This window comes from Duganella sp. 1411, assembly GCF_017833525.1.
Lineage (GTDB): Bacteria > Pseudomonadota > Gammaproteobacteria > Burkholderiales > Burkholderiaceae_D > Rugamonas.
Genome location: NZ_JAFICD010000002.1, coordinates 347063 through 366899, shown reverse-complemented (window position 1 = coordinate 366899; position 19837 = coordinate 347063). Strand labels below are relative to the sequence as shown.

Genomic DNA, 19837 nt, shown 5'->3' with positions numbered 1-19837 from the left:
TTAGGCAAAGCCCCGTCAAGGCGCCACGGGATTGCGACGAGCCGCGCTTTTCGCGGCGCGAACTGCGAATAGGCGCGACAAACCCGCAGATGGCTGCGGTTTTCGCCGCCCCTCCGCTAAGGGTGGGGAGACACCGTCCACCAGCGCGAGGGGCATATGCCGCCATTCATCAGCACTTTTCTGCAAGCTTGGGCCGACCGCCGCCGGGCCCGGCGCCGCCAGGCCAACCTGCGTGCCGGCGCCCGCCCCGGCGGCGGCCCGGGACGCCCGTCGCTGAAGTTGATACGCCCGGATACCGCTCCCGCCGCGCGCCCGGCCGGTTCGCGGCGGGCGCTCTGGATCGCGGCGGCGGCCGTCTGCGTCGCGCTCGGCGGTGGGGCGGTGATCGCCGGCCACGCCCGCCATCTGGCCTCCGCCACCGCCAGCACGCCGGAGGCGGCCAACAATGTGCGCGCCGCGAACGCCTATCAATCGGTCATGCCGGGCATCGCCTTCGAGGTGCCGTCGCGGCCGGGCATCAGCACCAGCCTCCACCCGGGCGGCGTGTTGCTGGTCGCTGCTGGTATGCAAGCGTCGCCGCCGGTGAGGGTGGACTTGTGCAGCCAGTTGCGCGGCCCGTCCGGCACCGACGCGCGCCTGCTGCCGCTGCGGATCGGCTATCGCTTCGACGATGTCAAGCGCTGGGTCGCGCGCAACCAGGAGGGCAGCGTGCAGATCTCGCTGCGCAATGTGCTGCTGGTATCCGACAGCGGCACCGGCGCCGAGGCGATGCCGGAAGTGCAGATCGAAGGCACGGCGCGCGCCGACTTCACCGATCCGCTCAGCGAACCGTTGCGATTGAAGTGGACCAGCCGCCAGGCCGGCGTGCGTTGGCTGAGCGACGCCGGCTTCGGTCAGATCGAGCAGGGCGCCAGCGGCCAGGTGGCGCTGCGCCAGCAGGGTTGGCTGCTGTGGGGCGCGTCGTCGGCCTTGCGCATCGAGCGGCGCGCCAACGTCATGTGTCCGCAGGCCGGCGAGCTGCTGGTGCGGATCTACCGGCCGGCCGGCGACACCCCGGCCGCTATCGACAACGTGCCGGGGGCCGCGCTGGTGACGGCCTTCCCGTCGCGTGGCAAGGCCGTCGGCGCGTATCTGGCGGCGGGGCGCTATCGGGTTGCCGACGCGGCCCCCGACGCCTTGGAGGACCAGGCGTTGTTCGTCGCGTTGCAGGAGCATGGCCTGGTGCGCCTGGACACGGCCGGAAACATCGAACTCGCGCCGCGCGATCTGCCGCAATGGCTGGCCGCCGACGCGCCGGCGCGCGCCGCCGAGCTGGCGAGCTGGAAGCAGGTCAAGGCCGATGCCGCCACCACCAAATTGTTCAAGCGCTTGTACCAACAGGCCGACGGCGTCTACGTGCGCCAGCAAATCGACATTTATAACAGCGAGCGCCGGCTGCTGGCGTGGCGGGTCAAGGCGCCCGACGGCATGGTGTTGGACTGGAGCGCCAGCGTCGCCGGTCCGGCGAACGCCGGTGGGGCGCCGGTGATGGTCGCCACCACCAGCCAGATGCCGGTCGCCGCCTCGCGTTTGTTCGCTTCGCTGCCGCAGGGCTGGCAGCCGTGGACGCGGGTGGCGCGCTGGCCGCGCGCGGCCGAGACGACCGGGGCCCGGCCTGTCCTGCGTCTGGCGCTGGCCCTGCCGCGCCCTGCGGCCGGCGGCGAAACGCTGCGGATGATGGTGGCGGGGCGCGTTGCCAGCGGTGGCGTGTCCGGCGCCAGCGTTCAATTGGAGGCCGCCTGCACTGGCCGCGCCTGCGCCGCCGACAGCGATGTCCAGCAGCTCACGCTCACGCTGCAGGCGGGCGCGCGGGGCGTGGCGATCGATCTGCAGCCGCTCGACTTCAACGCGCCGGAGGACCAGAAATACCGCCACTTGCGCGTCGCCGGCGGCAAGGTGGTGTGGCAGCCGCTCGCGCTGACCGAGGCCGGTGTCAATCCGGCCCGCGCCGCCGCGCCGGCGCCGGTGCGGCTGGAGGACCGCAACGGCACGCCGCTGTGGAACGACGGCGCGCCGACGCAGGCCGCCATCGATGCCGGACTGGCGCCGTTGCTGGGTATCGGTCCGGAGCATGTCAACAGCGTTGCCGGCATGCTTGCGCGCCTGCCATCGGCGGGCGCCCAGGTCGACGCCAGGCTGACGCTCGACCTGCCGTTGCAGGCGCTCGGGCAGCGTATCCTCGACTGTGTCGGCATGCGCCAGGGCGGCTGGGATGGCAAGCGCTGCACCGGCGGCCGCGCCGCGCCGGAGGGCAGGCATGCCGGTTTGGTCATCCTCGATACCGAAACCGGCGACGTGCTGGCAGCCGCCGGCGCCGGGGCGGGGGAGGTCGGCAGCGGCAACTGGGCGGAAGTGCGCGATTTCGACCGCACCAGCCCCGCGCGCAGTCCTCTGCGGCTGCCGGCGTTGCAGCACGACGGCGGCGCCCATCAAAGTCCCGGGTCCACCTTTAAAGTGGTCAGCGCGCTGGGGCTCGAGATGGCCGCCAAAACCGATCCGCAAATCGAGGCGCTGCTGGGCGGCATGCCGCTGGGCGCGATCAACCGCCTGGCCAGGGAGCGCGGTTTCGGCTTCCAGACCGACGCCGCCATTTATCCGCTCGATACCAAACTGGCGCACATCACCAACTATCGCGAGCAAAGCGTCGACCGTCGCGCACAGGAGGGCCGTCTGGGCCTGGCGCAGGCGCTCACCTACAGCCTCAATACCTGGTTCGCCTGGTCCGGCGAATTGAGCGACCATAGCTTGTTCGGCCGGCCCGACGGTGGCGCGCCCGACGTGCAGGCGCTCGACGCCGACGCCCTCGATAGCGTGCGCCCGATCGTGGCGGCCGCGCACCGGCTGGGCTTCGAGCGGGCGGTGCGCCTGGACGGCGGATTGCTGCCGGCCGACTTCAACTGGCGCAGCTGGGATGCGCTGCAAGCCACGCCCGCCCACATCGACACCATCCACACCCGCCACGAACTGCGGCAGATGGCGATCGGCCTGCGCATGCAGGTCACGCCGCTGCAAATGGCGCTGGCGTCGGCGGCGGTCGGGCAGGGCAAGGTGGTGGCGCCGCGCATGCTGCTGTCGCTCGATGGCGCGGATAGCGTGGTGCCGGCGATGAAGCCGATCGGCATCCGTCTGGACCGCATCAAGGCGGGCATGAAGGGCGTGGTCGATGTCGGCACCGGCGCCGGTGCTTTCGGCGGCGCGGCGCTGGCGGGCGTGCGTCCAGGCTTGTACGGCAAAACCGGCACCGCGCCCACCGGCGACGACACGGCCACCGTCTGGTTCACCGGCTGGCTGGAACCGGGCAGCCTGCCCGGCCAGACCCACCGCCTGGCGATGGCGGCCTTCGTCAGCCACTCGGAGCTTACCGGCGGCGCGCACGCGGCGCCGGTGGTCGCCGCGATGCTCTCCACGCTGGCGGCACAGAAGGGGGAACAGAAGGGGGAACAGAAGGGGAAATAGGCTTGTAAACGGGATAATGGAAGCGGTCCGTCTGTGGCATTATTTATAAGCGTGAGCCATAGCGCCCATTTTTGTTTTTCTATCATTTACAGGACCTTATGCGGTTGCCAGGAACCCGGTACCAGGAGCATGGCTGGGAACAGGTGCGCAAGCTGTTGGGACACTGCTCGTTGCAGGCTTTCCAGCGGCTCGATATGCACCACATGCTCGAACCAGCGCGGCACGCGGCGCTGCTGGACGCCTATACCGACGCGGCGGCGGCAGCGCTGCGCGCGGGCTCGCACTCGGGGCGCGCAGAGGCCGAGGGCAACAGCTATGGTGAAAGCGTCTACGAACTGTCGCTTGGCCTGTTGTACGAACTGCAAGCGCATCCCGGCTTTTGGCAGGCCTTCGCGGCCGCCGTCGCCGGTGAGCACGCGCGCAGCGGCGCCTTCTGGCTCGACGCGGCGGCCGATGGCGTGATGCGCAAGAAGGTCAACGACATGTACGCCTGCCTGCGCGACAAGGTCGATGCCGACAACTACATCGTCACCACCGGGCGCGAATGTTCGCCGAATAAGATCTACACGTATCGCATGCTCGACACGGCCTACCGCGAGATCGCCGGCCTGTTCGCCGCCTGGCGGGAGCATCAAGAGCAGGTCGGGGCGATACTGGGCCGCGCGCTGGAGGGCAGCCCTATCGAGGTGCGGCAGATGAAGTCCATCGGCGGCTGCAAGGCGGAATGGATCATTCGCTGGAGCGAGTCGCTGGAGCGCTTCGGCGGTGCGCCCGGCCCGCTGCACACCAAGTCCAAGCGCTTCGCCAGCCTGAAAAACAGTCCCGGCAAAATCGCCGACATGTTGACCGAGATCGGCGATTATGAGGAATTGTCGTCCAATATGGACAGCGCCGACGATTGGCAGGGCGACGCCGGCGAGGCCGCGTCGTGGCTGGAGGACTTGTGGCGAGTGAGCGGCGAGTCCGAGCTGCGCGAGGCGCAAGGCGGCGCGTTCGACGACGACCGCATACTGGCCGCCGCGCCCGACGGATGTGAGGCGGAGGAGCAGGGCGGGGCCGCCGATATCGCCGTTGAGGACGAGGACGAACCGCCGGCGCGGGAGGTGGCCGCCGTGGCGGCGGAGCGGAAGGTGGCGGAAGCGCTTTCCCTGCCCCCCCGCTACATGGAATTGGCGCGCGCCGCCCAGCAAACCGGTAGCTGGGCATTGCGGGTCCTGGGCGACGAATCGCTGCCGATTCGCCTTGCGGTGTACCACAAGCTGCTGGGCGCCGCCGACGACACGTATCCGGATGCCTGGCTGGACCCGGCCACCGGCGAGCTGCCGACGTTGCGGCAGTTGGCGGCGCTGGACGGGATTTCGATGCCGACGCTGCGCAAGCGCCGCAACGAAGCGATCGATAAGCTGCAGGCCGCCAGTGCGGCACGATGAAGGAGAACGAATTGAATTCAGCACAAGATGAGCAGGACGCCAAGGCGCTGGACGCGCGGCTGCGCGAGCGCGCGTTGCTGGCCCGCGCCGTGCCCGGCGACCGGCTGATGCTGGCCGACGCCACGCTGCTGGCGGCGCTCGACGGCAGCCGGGTGCTGACGCCGAACGAGCGCCACGCGCTGGCCTCGTCGCCGCTGACGCTGCGCCGTTTCCGTCACCTGTCGCTGGCACGCAGCGCGGCGCCCGCAGCGGCGGCCAACGACGCCCGGTGGAGCGGTAGCGCGGGCATGCTGCGCGCCGCTTCCAGCGCGGTGACGCTGGAAACGATGGTCACCGACGACAACTACTGGACGCTGCACTTTCTGCCGCGGGACGGTGGCTGGCAGGTGATCCTGTCGCTGTCGGCGCAAGCGCCTTTCGCCGCGCGGCTGCTGAGCGAACAGCCGCTGTTGCGGGTGATCGACGGCGGTGGCGCCATCGTGCTGCAAGGCCGGCTCGACGCCGACGGCGAGTGCGAACGCGCGTGGCCGTTCGACACCGAGCCGGGACCGCATTTCCAGATGTACGGCGCCCGCTTCGCCGTCGAACCGGTCGCTCCGTAGATCATGGCTTTGTTCAAACGGCGCCGCAAACAGACCACCGATACCAGTGGCCTGGGCGGGAGCCTGATCGCGCTGCGGCTCGACGACGGCGATGTCGCCCCGGCCGACAGCACGGTGGTGGTCTTCAACGCGGCCGGCCACGCGCGGCGCGCGGCGCCCGGCAGGGTGGCGTGCGAGCAGGGCGAATCGGCGTTCTGTTTTCATCCCGGGCCTTACACGGTGGACTTGATCCCCTTCGCCGCCGCGCCCGAGTTGGGCCTGCGCTTGCGCTTTGTGGTCGACGCGGACAATCCGCGCGTGACGCAGCAGCGCTTCGACCTGTATCTGTACAGTGAGACGTCGGGCCGCCTCCAACTGGCCGGTTTCGGCGCGTCGGTTGAAACGGCGTTGCAGGCGGAGCTCGCGCAGGGAGCGCTGGATCTGCCGCCGTGCACCTCGCTGGACGAGTGGCATGCGTTTCGCGCCGGCGTCAATCAGCTGATGTACACCCGTTACGGCGTGACCGTCGACGATTGCGTGCCGGTCGATCTGGGCGAACAAATCGACTTCGCCGATATCCTCAAAGCCCGCGCCAGGCGCGCGCAGGAAGCCGCGCCATCGATTCCGGACGTGGTCCACGTGCTGGACGAATCCCCGTCCGCGGCGACCGCCGCCCCGCCGCCCGCCGAACTACCGTCGCCGTCCGCCGCGCAGCGCGACGCGCAAGCCTTGCGCCGGCTGTTCCTGGAGTTGCCGGCGGTGAGCCGCGAACTGCGATTGCTGCAGCTGCCGGAGGGCCTGCCGGTCTTCGAGCGCCACCAGGCCTTGCTGCTGCGTCTTAACATGGCCAGTTTGAACGTCACCACCATGCCGGCCCTGGCCTGGGCCGCGCCGGACCAGCCGCTGACAGCGGAAGAACAGGATCGCCGCAGCCGCCAAACCCTGGTCGCCCGCGACGCGCTCGATGAGGCGTGGTCGCTGCTGGCGCGCCTGCAACTGGCCGGACACGAACAATGGCCGCCGCTGTTGGAGGAGGCGGACCGCATCTGCGCCAACCTCGAAACCGGCCTGTCGCTGCGCCGCGCGCCGCGCGCGGAACGTGCGGAGCCAACTCTATGAGTATTCTTGTGCCCGGACTGTCCATCACCGCCACGCCGGCCATCGCCGAGTGCCGCAGCATACTGGCCGACGGCCGCGTCCTCACCATCACCGCCAGCCGCCGTCCGCGCGCCAACCGCGCCGAGGTCAAATGCGGCGTGCCCGGCGCGCCGGCGATCGCCGAACGTATGCAGGAGGTGGTGCGGCTGGCGCGCCACACCGAGGCGCGTTTCGACAGCCGCGATCAGGTCGTCCTCAGCATGGACATCGCGCCGTCCGGCGCGGAGCGCGACTGGGAGCTGGCGGCGGTGCTGGCCGACCGCGCCGTGCGTGGCCTGTTCCAGCCGGTGGCGGGTGTGCAAACCGTCGCCCATGGCTGGTCCGACAGCTGGCACCTCGGCCGGATATCCGGCCGTGCCGACGGTGGCTGCGCCACCGTCGGCACGATGCAAGTCACCCACCTGGGCGCGTTGACCGGCCACGCCGACCCGTCGGCCGCCGTGTCGACAGTGCGCGCGTGGTTCCCGCTGCACAGCGGTGGCATCAACGACGAACTGGCGTGGGTCGAAGTCAGCGTGTTCCCGCTCGACGGCGAGCCGGCGGCCATCGGCACCTCGGCCGACGCCACATACACCGCCGCCGCCAACGGCGAGGAGGACACCATCGCCGCCCCGGGACTGGACCTGAGCGCGCAGCAGGATATCCGCCAGACGCTGGCCGGAGCGCGCCATTTCGACGGCAAGGGGCTGGGCCGCTGGCGCAGCGTGGTGCGCTTTGGCCAGCCACGCTTCCAGGGCGGCTCCTACCAACTGGCGCTGGTGATGGCCGACCGCCTGGCGCGCGGGCGCGAGTTCGTGCCGCGCGGGCGCGTCATCGCCACCGGCTGCTCGAGCGCCTGGCACGCCGGCCGGGTCGACACCGTGGAAGGACGCGAACCGAAACTGGAGTTAATACTAAGGCAAGTGCAGGCCGGCGACCGGGTGCTGCTGCCCAAGGCGTGGGAAGAGGGGCTGCCAGCGGGATTCGGGGCCGAATTGCGCCAAAAAGGCGCTACCTTGGCCTGTATAGACCGGATTGGCATGATTTAAGCCAAGGCTGAATCGTGCGCAAGAATGAAACCGGCTTGCCCTGCTAAAATCGGCGGATGACAGGGCGGCACGGAAGATGAATCGAAGAAGGAGTCTGACATGTTCCAAATGTTTGGTTTTGGCGGCGTTAAATGCCCGCGGTGCGAGCACAAAAACGACGACCAGTCGGGCTACTGCAAGCATTGCGGTTTGACCTTGGGCGCGCCGCGCAACGAGCCTGTCCTGCGCGACAACCGCTGGATACCCGGCGACGACGAGCTGGCCGTTTATTTCGGCGTCAGCGCCTTGTCCGGCATCTTCACCAAAACGCTGCGCGTGCCGGCCACCTCGCGCGCCTACATCCTGCAGGCCGACAAAGCCACCGAAGTGCCACAGGGCGAGTACGAGATCGAAGGCTTCTTCACCCGCCTCAATCACCTGCTGCGCAACCAGAACGCCGAAATCCTGATCACCCGCAGCGCGCCGCTGCCGGTCGAGTTTTCGTTCAGCGACCTGCAGACGGCCGAGCACCTCAAGATATCGGCGCGCTTCACCGTCGCCATCCGCATCGAAAACGTGCCGGCCTTCGCGCAGCACTTCATGACCGTGCCGGGCGTCGTCAGCACGCTGCATCTGCGCGAGTTGCTGGGGCCGTCGGTGCGCCAGCTGGCGGCCGAATTCGTCGGCGGCCGATCGATACGCGACATGGCGCACAACGCCGACCTGCGGCCGCAGCTCGACGAGCGTCTGCAGGCCGCGCTCAAACTGCGGCTGGCCGCGTATGGCCTGGCGGTGGAGCGGGTCGAGACGGCGGCGCTGCGCCACGATAAATTCGACCACAACCGCGAGCGCATCGGCACCCTGTGGCTGGTGGCCGACGAGCGCCACGTGCAGCTCGAACACGTCAAACAGCTCGACCAGATCTACGACGAGGAGGAGTGGCAGGCGATCTGGCGCGAGGAGCAGAAGATGCGCTCCGACTTCCGCCGCGCGGAACTGCGCCAGGACGCCAGCGTGAACAAGGCCGAACTGACGCTCAAGGAGAGCGAGCGCATACAGTCGCTGCGCGCGCGCGAGGTTGAACTCTACAGCCGCGTCATGGAATCGAAGACCCGCAAGGTGGCGCTGGACAAGGGCGCCGGCACCGTCCTCGCCGACCTGGAACACGAACTGGCCAAGAACAAATCGCACCGCGCCGGCGAGCAGGCCGACTGGGAGCATGTGCGCCAACTGGCGCAGATCAAGATGCGCACCGAGCTCGAAGTGCTGCAGCAAACCGCCGCCGAGCAGCGTCAATTGGCGCAGCAGCGCTTGTCGCATCAGTTGCGCCAGCAGGCGATCGAAAACCAGATCGCGCAGGCCTTATTGATCGAGGACGAATCGCACCGCCGCAACGAACTGGCCGCGTTGCGCCAGCGCGAAAAGGACGAGAAGGCGCGCGAGCTGCAAGTGGAGTCCGAGGCCCACGACGCGCGCATCCAGGGCCTGACGCTGGCCGCCGCCGCGCGCCGCCGCGAGGCCGAGCGGGTGCAGGAATGGGAGGATCAACTGGCGTTGGCGCGCCAGCGCGAGCTGCTGCGCGGCGACGCCGTCAAGGACGCCGCCAACGCCGTGCAGGTGGCCGAGATCAACCAGAAGATCGAGGAGCTCAAGCGCGCCGGCGCGCAAGCCGACTCCATCGCCCAGTACGAAAAGCTGCTGCGCACGATCGAGGCGGACGGCATCCATGCGCGCCAGAACCAGGCCAACAGCAAGCAGGCGTTGTTGGATCAGTTGGCGGTCGACGAGCAGCGCCAGATACTCAAGCAAAAGGAGCGCGAGGCCGATTGGCAGCGTGAGTTGAAAAAGCTGGAGCACGAGCGGGAGGAGAAGTTCGCGCGCTGGAAGGGCGAGTACGACGTGCTGCTGGCGCAGCAATCGCACGAGATCAAGCGCATCGAAACCATCGGCGGCTTGAGCGACACCGGCAAAGTGGCCACCGCCGCCGAGCCGAACGCGCAAGCGCTGTCGCAGATCATGAAGATGCAGATCCAGGGCGGCATGTCGGCCGAGCAGATACAGGCGCTGGCGCAGGTGGTGGCGGCCGAACATGGCATGACGCCGGCCGAGGCGTCGCAGCAGGCCTACGAGCGGGTGCTCGAGGAGCGCGCGCACCGCGACGCGGAACTGGACAAGGACCGCCGCCACCAGCTCGACCTGCTCAACGTGCAGAACGCGGCCAGCGCCAGCGCGCTCAACACGCAGAGCCAGTTGGGCATTGGCGTCGCCCGCGCCGGCGTGCCGCTGCCGGCCACGCCGAAAAGCGTGGGCTACTGCGTCAACGGCCACCCGACGCGGATAGACCACCCGCACGACAAGTTCTGCGCCCAATGCGGCGTCCCCCTAACTTAAAAAACATCGGAACGAACACCGGAAAAAACACCGGAAACACGTAGGGCGGATTAGGCGGCACGCCGTAATCCGCCAAGAGCCGCCAGCGGCCCTGGACGCAAACGCCAAACAGCAGGAACGGTTACACTTCAGTCAATGATGCAAACGGCAAGAGACAAGATCCGCGAACTGCGGGCCTTACACGATGACGGTTTGTTGAGCCTCCAAGAGTTCGACCGTCGCAAGAACGCCATCCTGGATGCGGAGTACGCGCCGCCGGGAGGCAGCGTCACGCCCGTCCAGATGCCGGTACGCCAGGGCACGGAGCTGGGCCTGATGTCCGGCCAGGAGATCGGCCCGCAGAACCGGCGCTACCGGCTCGAGCGCCTGATCGGCATGGGCGGCATGGGGCAGGTGTGGCAGGCCACCGACCTGGCCACGCACGCGGAGCTGGGCCACAGCGAAATGGTGGCGCTCAAAATCCTGCCGCCGCAGCTGACCCAAAGCGCGACCCACGCCAAGCTGCTGATCGAGGAAGCCACGCAGGCGCGCAAGCTGGCGCACGAAAATATCGTCCGCGTCTACGAGTGGGCGCAGGATCCGGCCACCTCCAGCTATTTCATCATCATGGAGTACCTGGAAGGCCAGGATCTGGATGCCTACCTGGCCGCGCAAGGGCCGCTGCCGCTGGAGGCGGTGTTCAAGCTGCTGTCGCCGGTCGGCGAGGCGCTGCAGTACGCATGGGAAAAGCACAAGCTGGTCCACCGCGACATCAAACCCGGCAACGTCTTCCTGACCCAGCGCGGCGAAATCAAACTGCTCGATTTCGGCATCGCCTCGCGCGCGCGCAGCGCTGGCAGCAGCCTCGGTTTGCAAACGCCCAACGCCGGCACCGCCGGCTATCGCGCGCCGGAGGCCGGAACCCATCAACGCCAGCCCGCGCCCAAGCTCGACGTGTACGCGGTGGCCGTGATGATCTACCAGCTGCTGGAAGGGCGCATGCCGTTCGACGACATGCGTCCCGCCGACTTCCATCCATCGCCGCCGCAGGGAGTGAACGAGCGGCAGTGGCAGGTGCTGCAAAGCGGCTTCGCCTATCAGCAGGAGCGGCGCCCGGCGTCGGTCAACGAGCTGCTGGCGCAGTTGCGCCGGGCCGCCGGGCCGACCGACGAGGAACTGGCCGCGCAAGAGCAATTGCGGGCGGCGCAGCAGGAAAAAGAGCGGCAGGAGCGGCTCGAGCGCGAACAGCTACGCAAGAAGGAGCTGGCGGCGCAGGCCGAGCAGGCCCGCCTGACGGAACAGAAGCGCCAGGCGCAGGCGGCGGAACTGGCCGCGCGCCGCGAGGCCGAGGCCAAGGCTGCGGCGCTGGAGAAAGTGCGGCTCGACCAGCAGCGCCGCGCGCTGGAGGCGAAACAGCGCGCCGAGGCGGAAGCGGCCGCGCAGGCGCGCAAGCAAACCTTGCGCGAGCAGCTGCAGGCGCGTCGCGACGCCGACGCCAAAAAAGCCCGCGACGAGCGCGAGGAGCAGCAGCGCAAGGCCGCGCAGCTGAAGGCGGAAGCGGCCTATCGCGCGGAGCAGGAACGCCACCGCAAGCAGCTGGCCGAACGCAACGCGGCGGAACTGGCCGCGTTGATGCCGACGGCGGGCAGCCCGGTGGCCGACGCCAGCGGCGTGCTGCGCGACCGCTTCATCGACGGCACCGGTGTCGGCCCCGATCTGGTGCTGATTCCCACTGGCCGCTTTCAGATGGGGTCCCACGAGCACGAACACGCGGTCGCCATCAAGGCCGGCGCGCAGAAAAACTGGCTGGACCGCGAGACGCCCCAGCACTGGGTCGGCATCGAACAGCCGATCGCGATGGGCCGCTTTCCGGTGACGGTGGGGCAGTGGCGCCAGTTCGTCCGCGCCACCGGGTGGGAATCGCAATCGGACACCGATTGGCGCGCGCCCGGTTTCGCCCAGGACGACGATCATCCGGTGATCGGCGTCAGTTGGATGGACGTGCAGTTGTATCTGCGCTGGCTGTCGGAGAAAACCGGCCAGACCTACCGTTTGCCGAGCGAGGCGGAGTGGGAGTACGCCTGCCGCGCCGGCACCAAGACCGCGTTCAGCTTCGGCGACAGCATCACCACCGACCAGGCCAACTACGACGGCAACTACACTTACAACGGCAGCGCGCGCGGCGCCTTCCGCCAGGGCACCAGCAAGGCCGGCACCTTCCCGCCCAATCCCTGGGGCTTGTTCGACATGCACGGCAATGTGTGGGAGTGGACCCAGGACGTGGTCCACGACAGCTACGTCGGCGCGCCGGTCGACGGCAGCGCGTGGGAGGAGGGCGGCGATCCGGTGCGCCGCATACTACGCGGCGGCTCGTGGCTGTACAACCCGCGCTACCTGCGGTCATCGGTGCGCAACGGCTTCTCGGCGGTGCTGGCCAACGACATCGTCGGCTTCCGGGTCGCCCGCAAACTAGTCTAACGGCTGGCGGCGGGTGTATACTGCCGCCTTCTTTGCCGTACAACCACCAGGACCCACGATGAGCGCTTTGCCCCCATGCCCGAAATGCAATTCCGAATTCACCTACGAAGATGGCACCCAGCTGGTGTGCCCGGAATGCGCGCACGAGTGGAGCGCGACCGCCGCCGACGCCGCCGATGAAGGCGCGCGCGTCTACCGCGACTCCGTCGGGAACATTCTGCAGGACGGCGATACCGTCACCGTCATCAAGGACTTGAAGCTCAAGGGCGGCGGCGGCACCGTTAAAGTCGGCACCAAGGTCAAGAACATCCGCCTGGTCGACAGCGACCACGATATCGACTGCAAGATCGACGGCTTCGGCGCGATGAGCCTGAAGACGGAATTCGTCAAGAAAGTGGTTTGACGGCTTCCCCGTTCAGGGGAGGCGGAAGTCCGCTAAACGGTGTAAATTGTGGGTTCTGACTACCGCCCACAAGGAACACGGAATGACTATCAAAGTACTGCGCGATCAATCGCTGCCGATGCGGCACATCGTCCATGTGCGCAACCACATCGTCTCGACCGACGGCTCGGTGGAGGAGGGCGGCAACGACGCCGGCCCGTCGCCGCACGACCTGTACGACGCGGCGCTGAGCGCCTGCAAGGCCCTCACGGTGGTGTGGTTCGCCAAGCGCAAGAACATCCCGCTCGAACATGTGGAAGTGAGCATGGAGCGCGACGCCAGCGAAGAGCGCCAGGGCATCTACCGCCTGGCCGCCACGCTGCACCTGACGGGCAATCTGACCGACACCCAGCGCGCGGAACTGCTGGCGGCCGCGCAGAAATGTCCGATCCACAAACTGATGACCTCCGTGACCACGGAAGTCACCACCGTTCTGGGATAAGCCGATGACGATCTCCAATCTTCTGAAGGGCCATGAAAAAGACCTGGGCGGCGGCTTCGTCGTACGCCGCTATCTGCCGTCCGCCATCAAGCAGGCGGTCGGCCCGTTCATCTTCTTCGACCATTTCGGCCCGGTCGACGTGCCGCTCGACGCCGACCATGACGTGCGTCCGCATCCGCATATCGGCCTGGCCACGGTGACCTACCTGTTCGAAGGCGCGATGGATCACCGCGACAGCATCGGCACCTTCCAGCGCATCGAGCCCGGTGCGATCAACTGGATGACGGCCGGACGCGGCATCGTGCACTCCGAGCGCACGCCGAAGGATTTGGTCGGCAAGCCGCACCGCACGCACGGCTTGCAGCTGTGGGCCGCGCTGCCGGTGGCGCATGAGGAGGACGAGCCGGGATTCTGTCACACGCCTGCCGCGGATATTCCGGAGCTGACCGTGGACGGCGCCAAGGTGCGGGTGTTGATCGGCACAGCGTTCGGCAAAACGTCGCCGGTCAAGACATTCAGCCGCACCTTGTATCTGGATGTGATGTTGAAGGCGGGGCAGGAGCTGGTCCTGGACGGGCTGCCGGAGGAAGCGGCGATTTATCCGGTGGCCGGAGAGCTGGAGATCGACGGCGCGCCGCTGGAGAAGAACAGCATGGCGCTGCTCGACGCCGGCGCCGGGCAGAGGGTCAAGGCGACGTCGGAGGCGCATTTCGTCGTGATCGGCGGCGAGCCGTTGGACGGGCGGCGGTTCATGTCGTGGAATTTTGTCTCGTCGAGCAAGGAGCGCATCGTCAAGGCCGGCGAGGATTGGGAGGCGCAGCGCATGGGCCACGTGCCGGGGGAGACCGAGTGGATACCGCTTCCGGTCAAAAAGCCGGCGGGTGGGCAGTATCTCTAAGTGATGCGCCGCTGGCGGCTCTCGGCGGATTACGCCGTTCCGGCTAATCCGCCCTACGTGTCTCCGAGGGACACCACGGAAACACGTAGGGCGGATTAGCGAAGCGTAATCCGCCATCTATGAGCCGCCAACGATGCCAGCCCGGCGTCAGCCGGCCGGAATGATACGCTCCGCCCTAAGCCGCCCGAACAAATCAAAGAACGCATCCGGCGTGCTCTGATACGCCAGAAAGCCCGCCTTACGGCTCTTGGTCATATCCGCCAGCACCTCCATCGGCCGGCCCAGGTCCGCATCGGTATGCCACCACGACGCCAGCTTGCCGACATCGGCCTCCACCAGCCCGTGCCTGGCCGCGATCTCCTTCCAGACGCGCGCCGCGTCATGCATCCTGCCCTCCAACGGCTGAACAACCCCGTCGAACGGCGCCGCCTCGACGCCGAAATACTCCGCCAGCTTGGGCCACAACCACTTCCACCGAAACACATCGCCGTTAACGACATTGAAGTCCTCATTGGCGCCGGCAACGCTGGTGGCTGCCCATTCCAGATGCGCCGCCAGCAGCCGCGCGTCGGTCATATCCGTCAACCCGTTCCACTGCGCCGCCGATCCCGGAAACACGAACGGCGCACCGGACTCCTTGCACAGCGTCGCATAAACGGCCAGGGTCAACCCCATATTCATCGCGTTGCCCACCGCGTAGCCGATCACCGTATGCGGCCGATGCACGCTCCAGCTAAAGCCGCCGCGCGCCGCCGCCGCGAACATGCGGTCTTCCTGCTCGTAGTAGAAATTCTCGACCGGCTTGCGTCCTTGCTCCTCCCGGAACGGCGTTTCCGGCACGGCGCCGGTGGCATACGCCTCGAAAGGCCCGAGATAATGCTTCAACCCCGTTACCAGCGCCGCGTGCCTCAGCGTCGCCGCCTCATGCAGCGCGTCGAGCACGTGGCCGACCATCGCGCCGTTGACGCGGATGTTTTCCTTTTCGTTGGCCTGGCGCGCCCACGCGGTGAAGAACACGTGGGTGACGGCACGCCCGGCCAGCGCCCGTTCCACCTCGTCGCGCGAGGTCAGGTCCGCGCGTATCGGCTCGACGCCGGCCGGCAGCGGCGTGCGCCCGCGCGACAGGCCAAGGACCGACCAGCCGCCGCCCAGCAGCCGCTCGGCCAGCGCGCTACCGGTCACGCCGCTGGCACCGACGATCAATGCGGTATTTGTCATGCGAAGACTCCTTCAAGTAAGCGATAAACCATGATAGCCGCGAAGGGAATTCGTATTTACGATAAGATTTCAATCAATTGATGAATTTTATTCGCGAAAAATGCACGCTTCCGACCATCTGAAAGACATCGCCTACTTCGTGGAGGCCGCCGACGCCGGCAGTTTCACCGTGGCCGCCGCCCGGCTGCGGCTCAGCAGCTCGGCCGTCAGCAAAAGCCTGGCGCGGCTGGAGGCGCGCCTTGGCGTGCGGCTGTTCGAGCGCAGCACGCGCAGCCTGCTGTTGACCGACGCCGGCCGCAAATACCACGAGACCTGCCGGCGCGTGCTGATGGAACTGGGCGAAACCGAAGCCGCGCTGGCGCAGGACGCCGAGCCGGCCGGGCGCCTGGTACTCGGCTTGCCCGCGACCTTCGGCCGCATGCGTGTGATGCCGGAGCTGCTGCGTTTTTGCGGCCAGTATCCCAATCTGCGGCCGCAGGTCAGCTTCACCGACCGCTTTGTCGACGTCCAGGAGGAGGGGCTGGATCTGGCGGTGCGCATCGGCGGCCCGGCGCACTGGCCGGCGTCGCTGGGCCACGTCCATCTGGGCGATGAGCGCTTGATTTTCTGCGCCACGCCGGCCTATCTGGCCCGGCGCGGCACGCCACACGATATCGCCGACCTGGCATCGCATGATTGCGTCGTCTATGGCCGCGCGGACGGCACCGCCAGCCCGTGGCTGTTCTCGTCCGCCGGCGGGCAGATAGAGCGCCGCACGATGGAACACAGGATCATGGCCGGCGACGGCGAGGCGCAGATGACGGCGGTGCTGGCCGACATGGGCGTGGCGCAACTGGCGACGTGGCTGGTGCGGGACCATCTGGCGTCCGGCGCGGTGGTGGAGGTGATGGCGGAGCGGGCCATCGACGGGCTGCCGCTGCACATTGTATGGCCGCTGGTGCGCCCGATGTCGCCCAAGGTCGCTGCGCTGCTGGATCAGCTGAAGGCGCAGCTGAAAATACGTTAGGCGGTATGCATGTCGCCAGCGGCGACGGTGCTGTGCATGTCGGTGCCGCCGGTGCGGATGATCCAGTGCTCCGGATACGGATCGCTGGCGAAGCGGCTGTGGCGCGGGATGCGGCTCAGTTTTTCAAGCGACACGCCCGGCGCCAGCGCGGTCTCCTTCCCGGTCAGTTGGTCGAGGTGCCAGAAGCCGCCGTCGCGGTGCAGCAGCAACGGCAGCGCGGCGGCGTGCGGCGCGGCCGCGAACGATTTGAGGGGGTAGCCCGGATGCGTCTCCGGCATCAGCACATAGAAGCATTCGGCGTTCGCGCCCTGGTCGATGCGGTGCAGGATCACGCCGTGCGGCATGGTGGCCGACACCGACAGCACGACGATGCCCTTGATGCTGGCGCTTAGCTCGATGCGCATGCCCAGGCGCAGCGTGGTCGGCTTGTGCTTGCCCGGCCAGACGCCGTCGAGCAGGATGCCGTAGCGCGACACGTCCTCGATCTCGAAGCCCTGGCCGCAGCGGCGTATCACCGCGTGGCGGCCGGACAGGCGGCGCGTCAGGCCGTTGGTGTCCTGGCCGTCGGCCGTGTAGTGGGTCAGCATGATGTCGGATTCGGGATCGACCAGTTCGAAGCGTCCCAGCACGCATTCCTCCATCGCGAACAGGCGGATCTGGCGCTGCGCGCCGCTTTCCGGCGCGGCGTTGACCATGCTGGCCGCGCGGCTGGCGTGCGGATGGACCGCGCTGGTGACGGGGATGTCGATCTCGATCAGGTCCTCGTCCCAGGCGATGGTCGAGAAGCCCAGGTCTACTTTGCCGGCCGGCGTGTTCAAGTCCAGGTGCGCGATGCCGGCGTTGCGGGCGGTGACGTCGATATCGAGGCTGTCGCCGCCTTGCGCGCTGACGCGGGCGATGGAGGCGTCGTCCGCCATCACGCGTACGTTCTTGTGGGTGCTCAGGAAGATGCGGTGGATCTCGGTCAGCGTGGCGTCGAGGCGCGGCACCAGGATGACGAAGGTGCACACCCATTTGCGGGCCGCCATGCCGGCATGTTGGCTCAGCAGGTCGATGCTGATCTGGTATTGGCCGTGCTCTTTGCCGCGCGACGAAAACTCGACGAACACCGGGCGCCATTCGCCATTGGTGGCGCGCACGAACTGCTGGCGCGCCGCGCCGTCGGGGATCAGGTCCGATTGCAGTTGCAGCGTCAGTTGCGGGGCGCAGGCGTCCGGCATGCCACGCAGTTCCATCTTCAGCGTTTGACGGCCGCCGGCGGCGCGCGGATCGAAGCCGCTGATATGCAGTTGCGGGCGCTCCGATTGGGCGCGTTGCAGCGGGCGGGCGTAGTGCGACGGCGCGCCGGCGGCTGGGGTAAGCGGAATGGCGGTGACGGTGGGGGCGGTCGGCGCGGCAGCCAGCGTCGTCGCCGGGCCAGCGGCGCGGGCGCTGCGCACGGCACTGAGCAAGTCATAGCTGGAGGGCTCGGCTTGGGCGTGACCGCCTTCGCAAGCTTGTTCTCCAGGCATGACCCAGTAGGTGCAATGCGGATGCTGGGCATTACTGCATTTTTTCATGGCGTACCGACCGATGGAATACCTGTCAGTTTATGCGGTTTACGCGCTCCGTGGCAACCAAACCCGCATCTGATCGGCATATTTTTGCCCTACAGCATATGACGCGATCAAGACGCAACACTTGGCCCGCGCCGGCGCTCAAAAATGCGGCGGGATTGATGCGGCCGGCAGTGCCGTTTCGTCAAGATTGCGCAGCCCCGGCGCCGGCGCGGGCCGCGTAAAACGCAGCACGATGGCGGTGACGTTGTCGATGTGGAGGTTGGCCGGCGGATGGTCGGCGTAATCATTGAACAACGCGTCGAGCGCGGCGCCGGCCGAGTGGCCCGGCCGGACCATCAGCGCCGGCCAGCGCGCGGTCCATGGCAGCGGGCGGCCGCACGACCAGAAGCCGTCGGTGGCTAGCAAATAGGTGGCGTCGGCGCGCACCGTCAACGCCCTGCGGTCGGCCAGATGCCCAAGGAACGGCGGCAGGTTGGCCGCGTCCAGCGGCAGCAGGTCGTCCTCCAGCACTTGCGGATTGGCGAAGGCGTTGCCGAGGATGTAGGCCTGCGATATCTGCGGCCGGTGCTCGCCGTGCACCTGCTGCCACCATTCGTCCTCGCCCAGCAGCCCATGCATGGCGAAGCAGGTCGCCGGCACGTGGTCGACCGTCAGCGGCCGTACCGTCTGCGCGGTGATCTCGTACAGGCGCGAGTCGCCGGCGTGGTACAGCATCGGCGTGCGGCCGGGCGGGATCTCCAGCAGCGTGAGCGTGGTGCCGGGACGTCGGAAGCTGTCGCTGTCGCCCGGTTGGCTGAAGCGCTGCTGGAGTTCGGCGTGCAGCCGGTCCAGGTGAGCGGACAGTTCCTCCAGCGTGCGGCACGCCGGCACGCGCAGCAGGCCGGCGGCGACGGCTTCGGCGGCCTCGCGTCCGTGACCGTGGCCGCCCATGCCGTCCATGACGGCCAGGCGCACGTGGCCGGCCGGCCAGCCCGCGATCGTGGTCGACTGGGCGGCCTGGTCGCGCAGGAACACCGCGCGGCCGCTGGCGTCGACGACCAGCAGGTTGTCCTGGTTCTCCGGCACTTGCAGTTTGCTGATGCTGGCGCTGCTGCGGGCGGCGATGTCGAGCCCGGGGCCGAAGTCCAGCATGTCGGTGATTCGTGTCATCGTGGCGGGCGCCGCGGCGCGGGATCCGAAAGGCCACAGCTTAGCCGAAAAACCGGCGCTCGCGGAAGCCGGCGCGGAACCGTGCGAGGGCGGCGGCGGAGGTGCGATGAACGGATGCGTCATTCGCCGCCCCGGCGCAGCCACAAGCTGCTGACCCAGCCGGTTTTTTGGTGGCCGTCCACGCCGGTCTTCACCTGCCACCAGTCGCCTTCGCGCGCGCCGGTGGGCGTGACGGTGGCGCCGGCCGGCACGGTGACCAGGCGCGCCGCGTGCACCCCGGCGGCGGCGCGCAGGTTCAGGTCGCGGTGTACCTGGAAGGGGCGGCCGGCGATGAGGTCCGGCGCGTTCGGCGGGTCGGGAGTGACGCTGGCCGGCGCGGGCGCCGCCGCGTTGTCCAGCGTGCCCGCCGCGACCGGCCGCGTGCCCTGGACGGCGTACAGGATCAGGCTACCGAAACCCCATGCGCCGACCACCATGATCAGCAGCGCGCGCGCGTTGGCGCGGCGCCACCACTGGCGTGGCGTCAGGTAGGCAGCCAGGAAAAGCGTAATCGCCAGTCCAGCCGCGAACGCGCAGGGCGCGTAGAGTTTTGCCGTTTCCATCG

The 19837-nt window shown here is 68.2% G+C and carries 15 protein-coding genes; 11 read left to right on the top strand and 4 right to left on the bottom strand.

Annotated elements, in window-relative coordinates; genetic code table 11:
* Positions 1 to 156 precede the first annotated feature (156 nt).
* The 10 genes from JOD97_RS13245 to JOD97_RS13200 all read left to right on the top strand — a co-directional run bounded on the left by JOD97_RS13245 (position 157) and on the right by JOD97_RS13200 (position 14301).
* Complete coding sequence (locus tag JOD97_RS13245) at positions 157 to 3495, top strand: penicillin-binding transpeptidase domain-containing protein (protein WP_209718214.1); 3339 nt, start codon at positions 157 to 159, stop codon at positions 3493 to 3495.
* Between the two features lie 98 nt (positions 3496 to 3593).
* The gene (locus JOD97_RS13240; protein WP_209718211.1) at positions 3594 to 4925 is read left to right on the top strand and encodes a hypothetical protein; all 1332 of its coding nucleotides are present in this window, start codon (positions 3594 to 3596) and stop codon (positions 4923 to 4925) included.
* 11 nt (positions 4926 to 4936) lie between these two features.
* Complete coding sequence (locus JOD97_RS13235; protein ID WP_308937241.1) at positions 4937 to 5527, top strand: hypothetical protein; 591 nt, start codon at positions 4937 to 4939, stop codon at positions 5525 to 5527.
* 3 nt (positions 5528 to 5530) lie between these two features.
* Positions 5531 to 6625 carry a hypothetical protein gene (locus JOD97_RS13230; RefSeq protein ID WP_209718205.1) on the top strand — a complete coding sequence of 365 codons (1095 nt, stop codon included), beginning with the start codon at positions 5531 to 5533 and terminating at the stop codon, positions 6623 to 6625.
* Complete coding sequence (locus JOD97_RS13225; RefSeq protein ID WP_209718202.1) at positions 6622 to 7692, top strand: hypothetical protein; 1071 nt, start codon at positions 6622 to 6624, stop codon at positions 7690 to 7692. The genes JOD97_RS13230 and JOD97_RS13225 overlap by 4 nt, the downstream gene beginning before the upstream one ends.
* Before the next feature lie 99 nt (positions 7693 to 7791).
* Positions 7792 to 10062, top strand: a complete 2271-nt coding sequence (locus JOD97_RS13220; protein ID WP_209718199.1) for a hypothetical protein — start codon at positions 7792 to 7794, stop codon at positions 10060 to 10062.
* Between the two features lie 135 nt (positions 10063 to 10197).
* The gene (locus JOD97_RS13215; protein ID WP_209718196.1) at positions 10198 to 12519 is read left to right on the top strand and encodes a bifunctional serine/threonine-protein kinase/formylglycine-generating enzyme family protein; all 2322 of its coding nucleotides are present in this window, start codon (positions 10198 to 10200) and stop codon (positions 12517 to 12519) included.
* A 58-nt stretch (positions 12520 to 12577) separates the two neighbouring features.
* Positions 12578 to 12922: a zinc ribbon domain-containing protein YjdM gene (locus JOD97_RS13210; RefSeq protein WP_209718194.1), complete on the top strand. Its 345-nt coding sequence runs from the start codon at positions 12578 to 12580 to the stop codon at positions 12920 to 12922.
* An 82-nt stretch (positions 12923 to 13004) separates the two neighbouring features.
* Positions 13005 to 13403 carry an OsmC family protein gene (locus JOD97_RS13205; RefSeq protein ID WP_209718191.1) on the top strand — a complete coding sequence of 133 codons (399 nt, stop codon included), beginning with the start codon at positions 13005 to 13007 and terminating at the stop codon, positions 13401 to 13403.
* 4 nt (positions 13404 to 13407) lie between these two features.
* Positions 13408 to 14301, top strand: a complete 894-nt coding sequence (locus JOD97_RS13200) for a pirin family protein (protein ID WP_209718187.1) — start codon at positions 13408 to 13410, stop codon at positions 14299 to 14301.
* A 147-nt stretch (positions 14302 to 14448) separates the two neighbouring features.
* On the opposite strand, the gene JOD97_RS13195 is transcribed toward JOD97_RS13200, so the two are convergent.
* Positions 14449 to 15519: an SDR family oxidoreductase gene (locus tag JOD97_RS13195; RefSeq protein ID WP_209718184.1), complete on the bottom strand. Its 1071-nt coding sequence runs from the start codon at positions 15517 to 15519 to the stop codon at positions 14449 to 14451.
* 100 nt (positions 15520 to 15619) lie between these two features.
* On the opposite strand from JOD97_RS13195, the gene JOD97_RS13190 reads away from it, so the two are divergent.
* On the top strand, positions 15620 to 16525 hold the full coding sequence (locus JOD97_RS13190; RefSeq protein ID WP_209718181.1) for a LysR family transcriptional regulator: 906 nt from the start codon (positions 15620 to 15622) through the stop codon (positions 16523 to 16525).
* On the opposite strand, the gene JOD97_RS13185 is transcribed toward JOD97_RS13190, so the two are convergent.
* From JOD97_RS13185 to JOD97_RS13175, 3 genes are all read right to left on the bottom strand, one after another.
* Positions 16522 to 18084, bottom strand: a complete 1563-nt coding sequence (locus tag JOD97_RS13185) for an FHA domain-containing protein (RefSeq protein WP_229264430.1) — start codon at positions 18082 to 18084, stop codon at positions 16522 to 16524. The genes JOD97_RS13190 and JOD97_RS13185 overlap by 4 nt on opposite strands.
* A gap of 138 nt (positions 18085 to 18222) precedes the next feature.
* The gene (locus JOD97_RS13180; RefSeq protein ID WP_209718178.1) at positions 18223 to 19233 is read right to left on the bottom strand and encodes a protein phosphatase; all 1011 of its coding nucleotides are present in this window, start codon (positions 19231 to 19233) and stop codon (positions 18223 to 18225) included.
* A gap of 119 nt (positions 19234 to 19352) precedes the next feature.
* Complete coding sequence (locus JOD97_RS13175; RefSeq protein ID WP_209718175.1) at positions 19353 to 19835, bottom strand: SH3 domain-containing protein; 483 nt, start codon at positions 19833 to 19835, stop codon at positions 19353 to 19355.
* Positions 19836 to 19837: the final 2 nt, after the last annotated feature.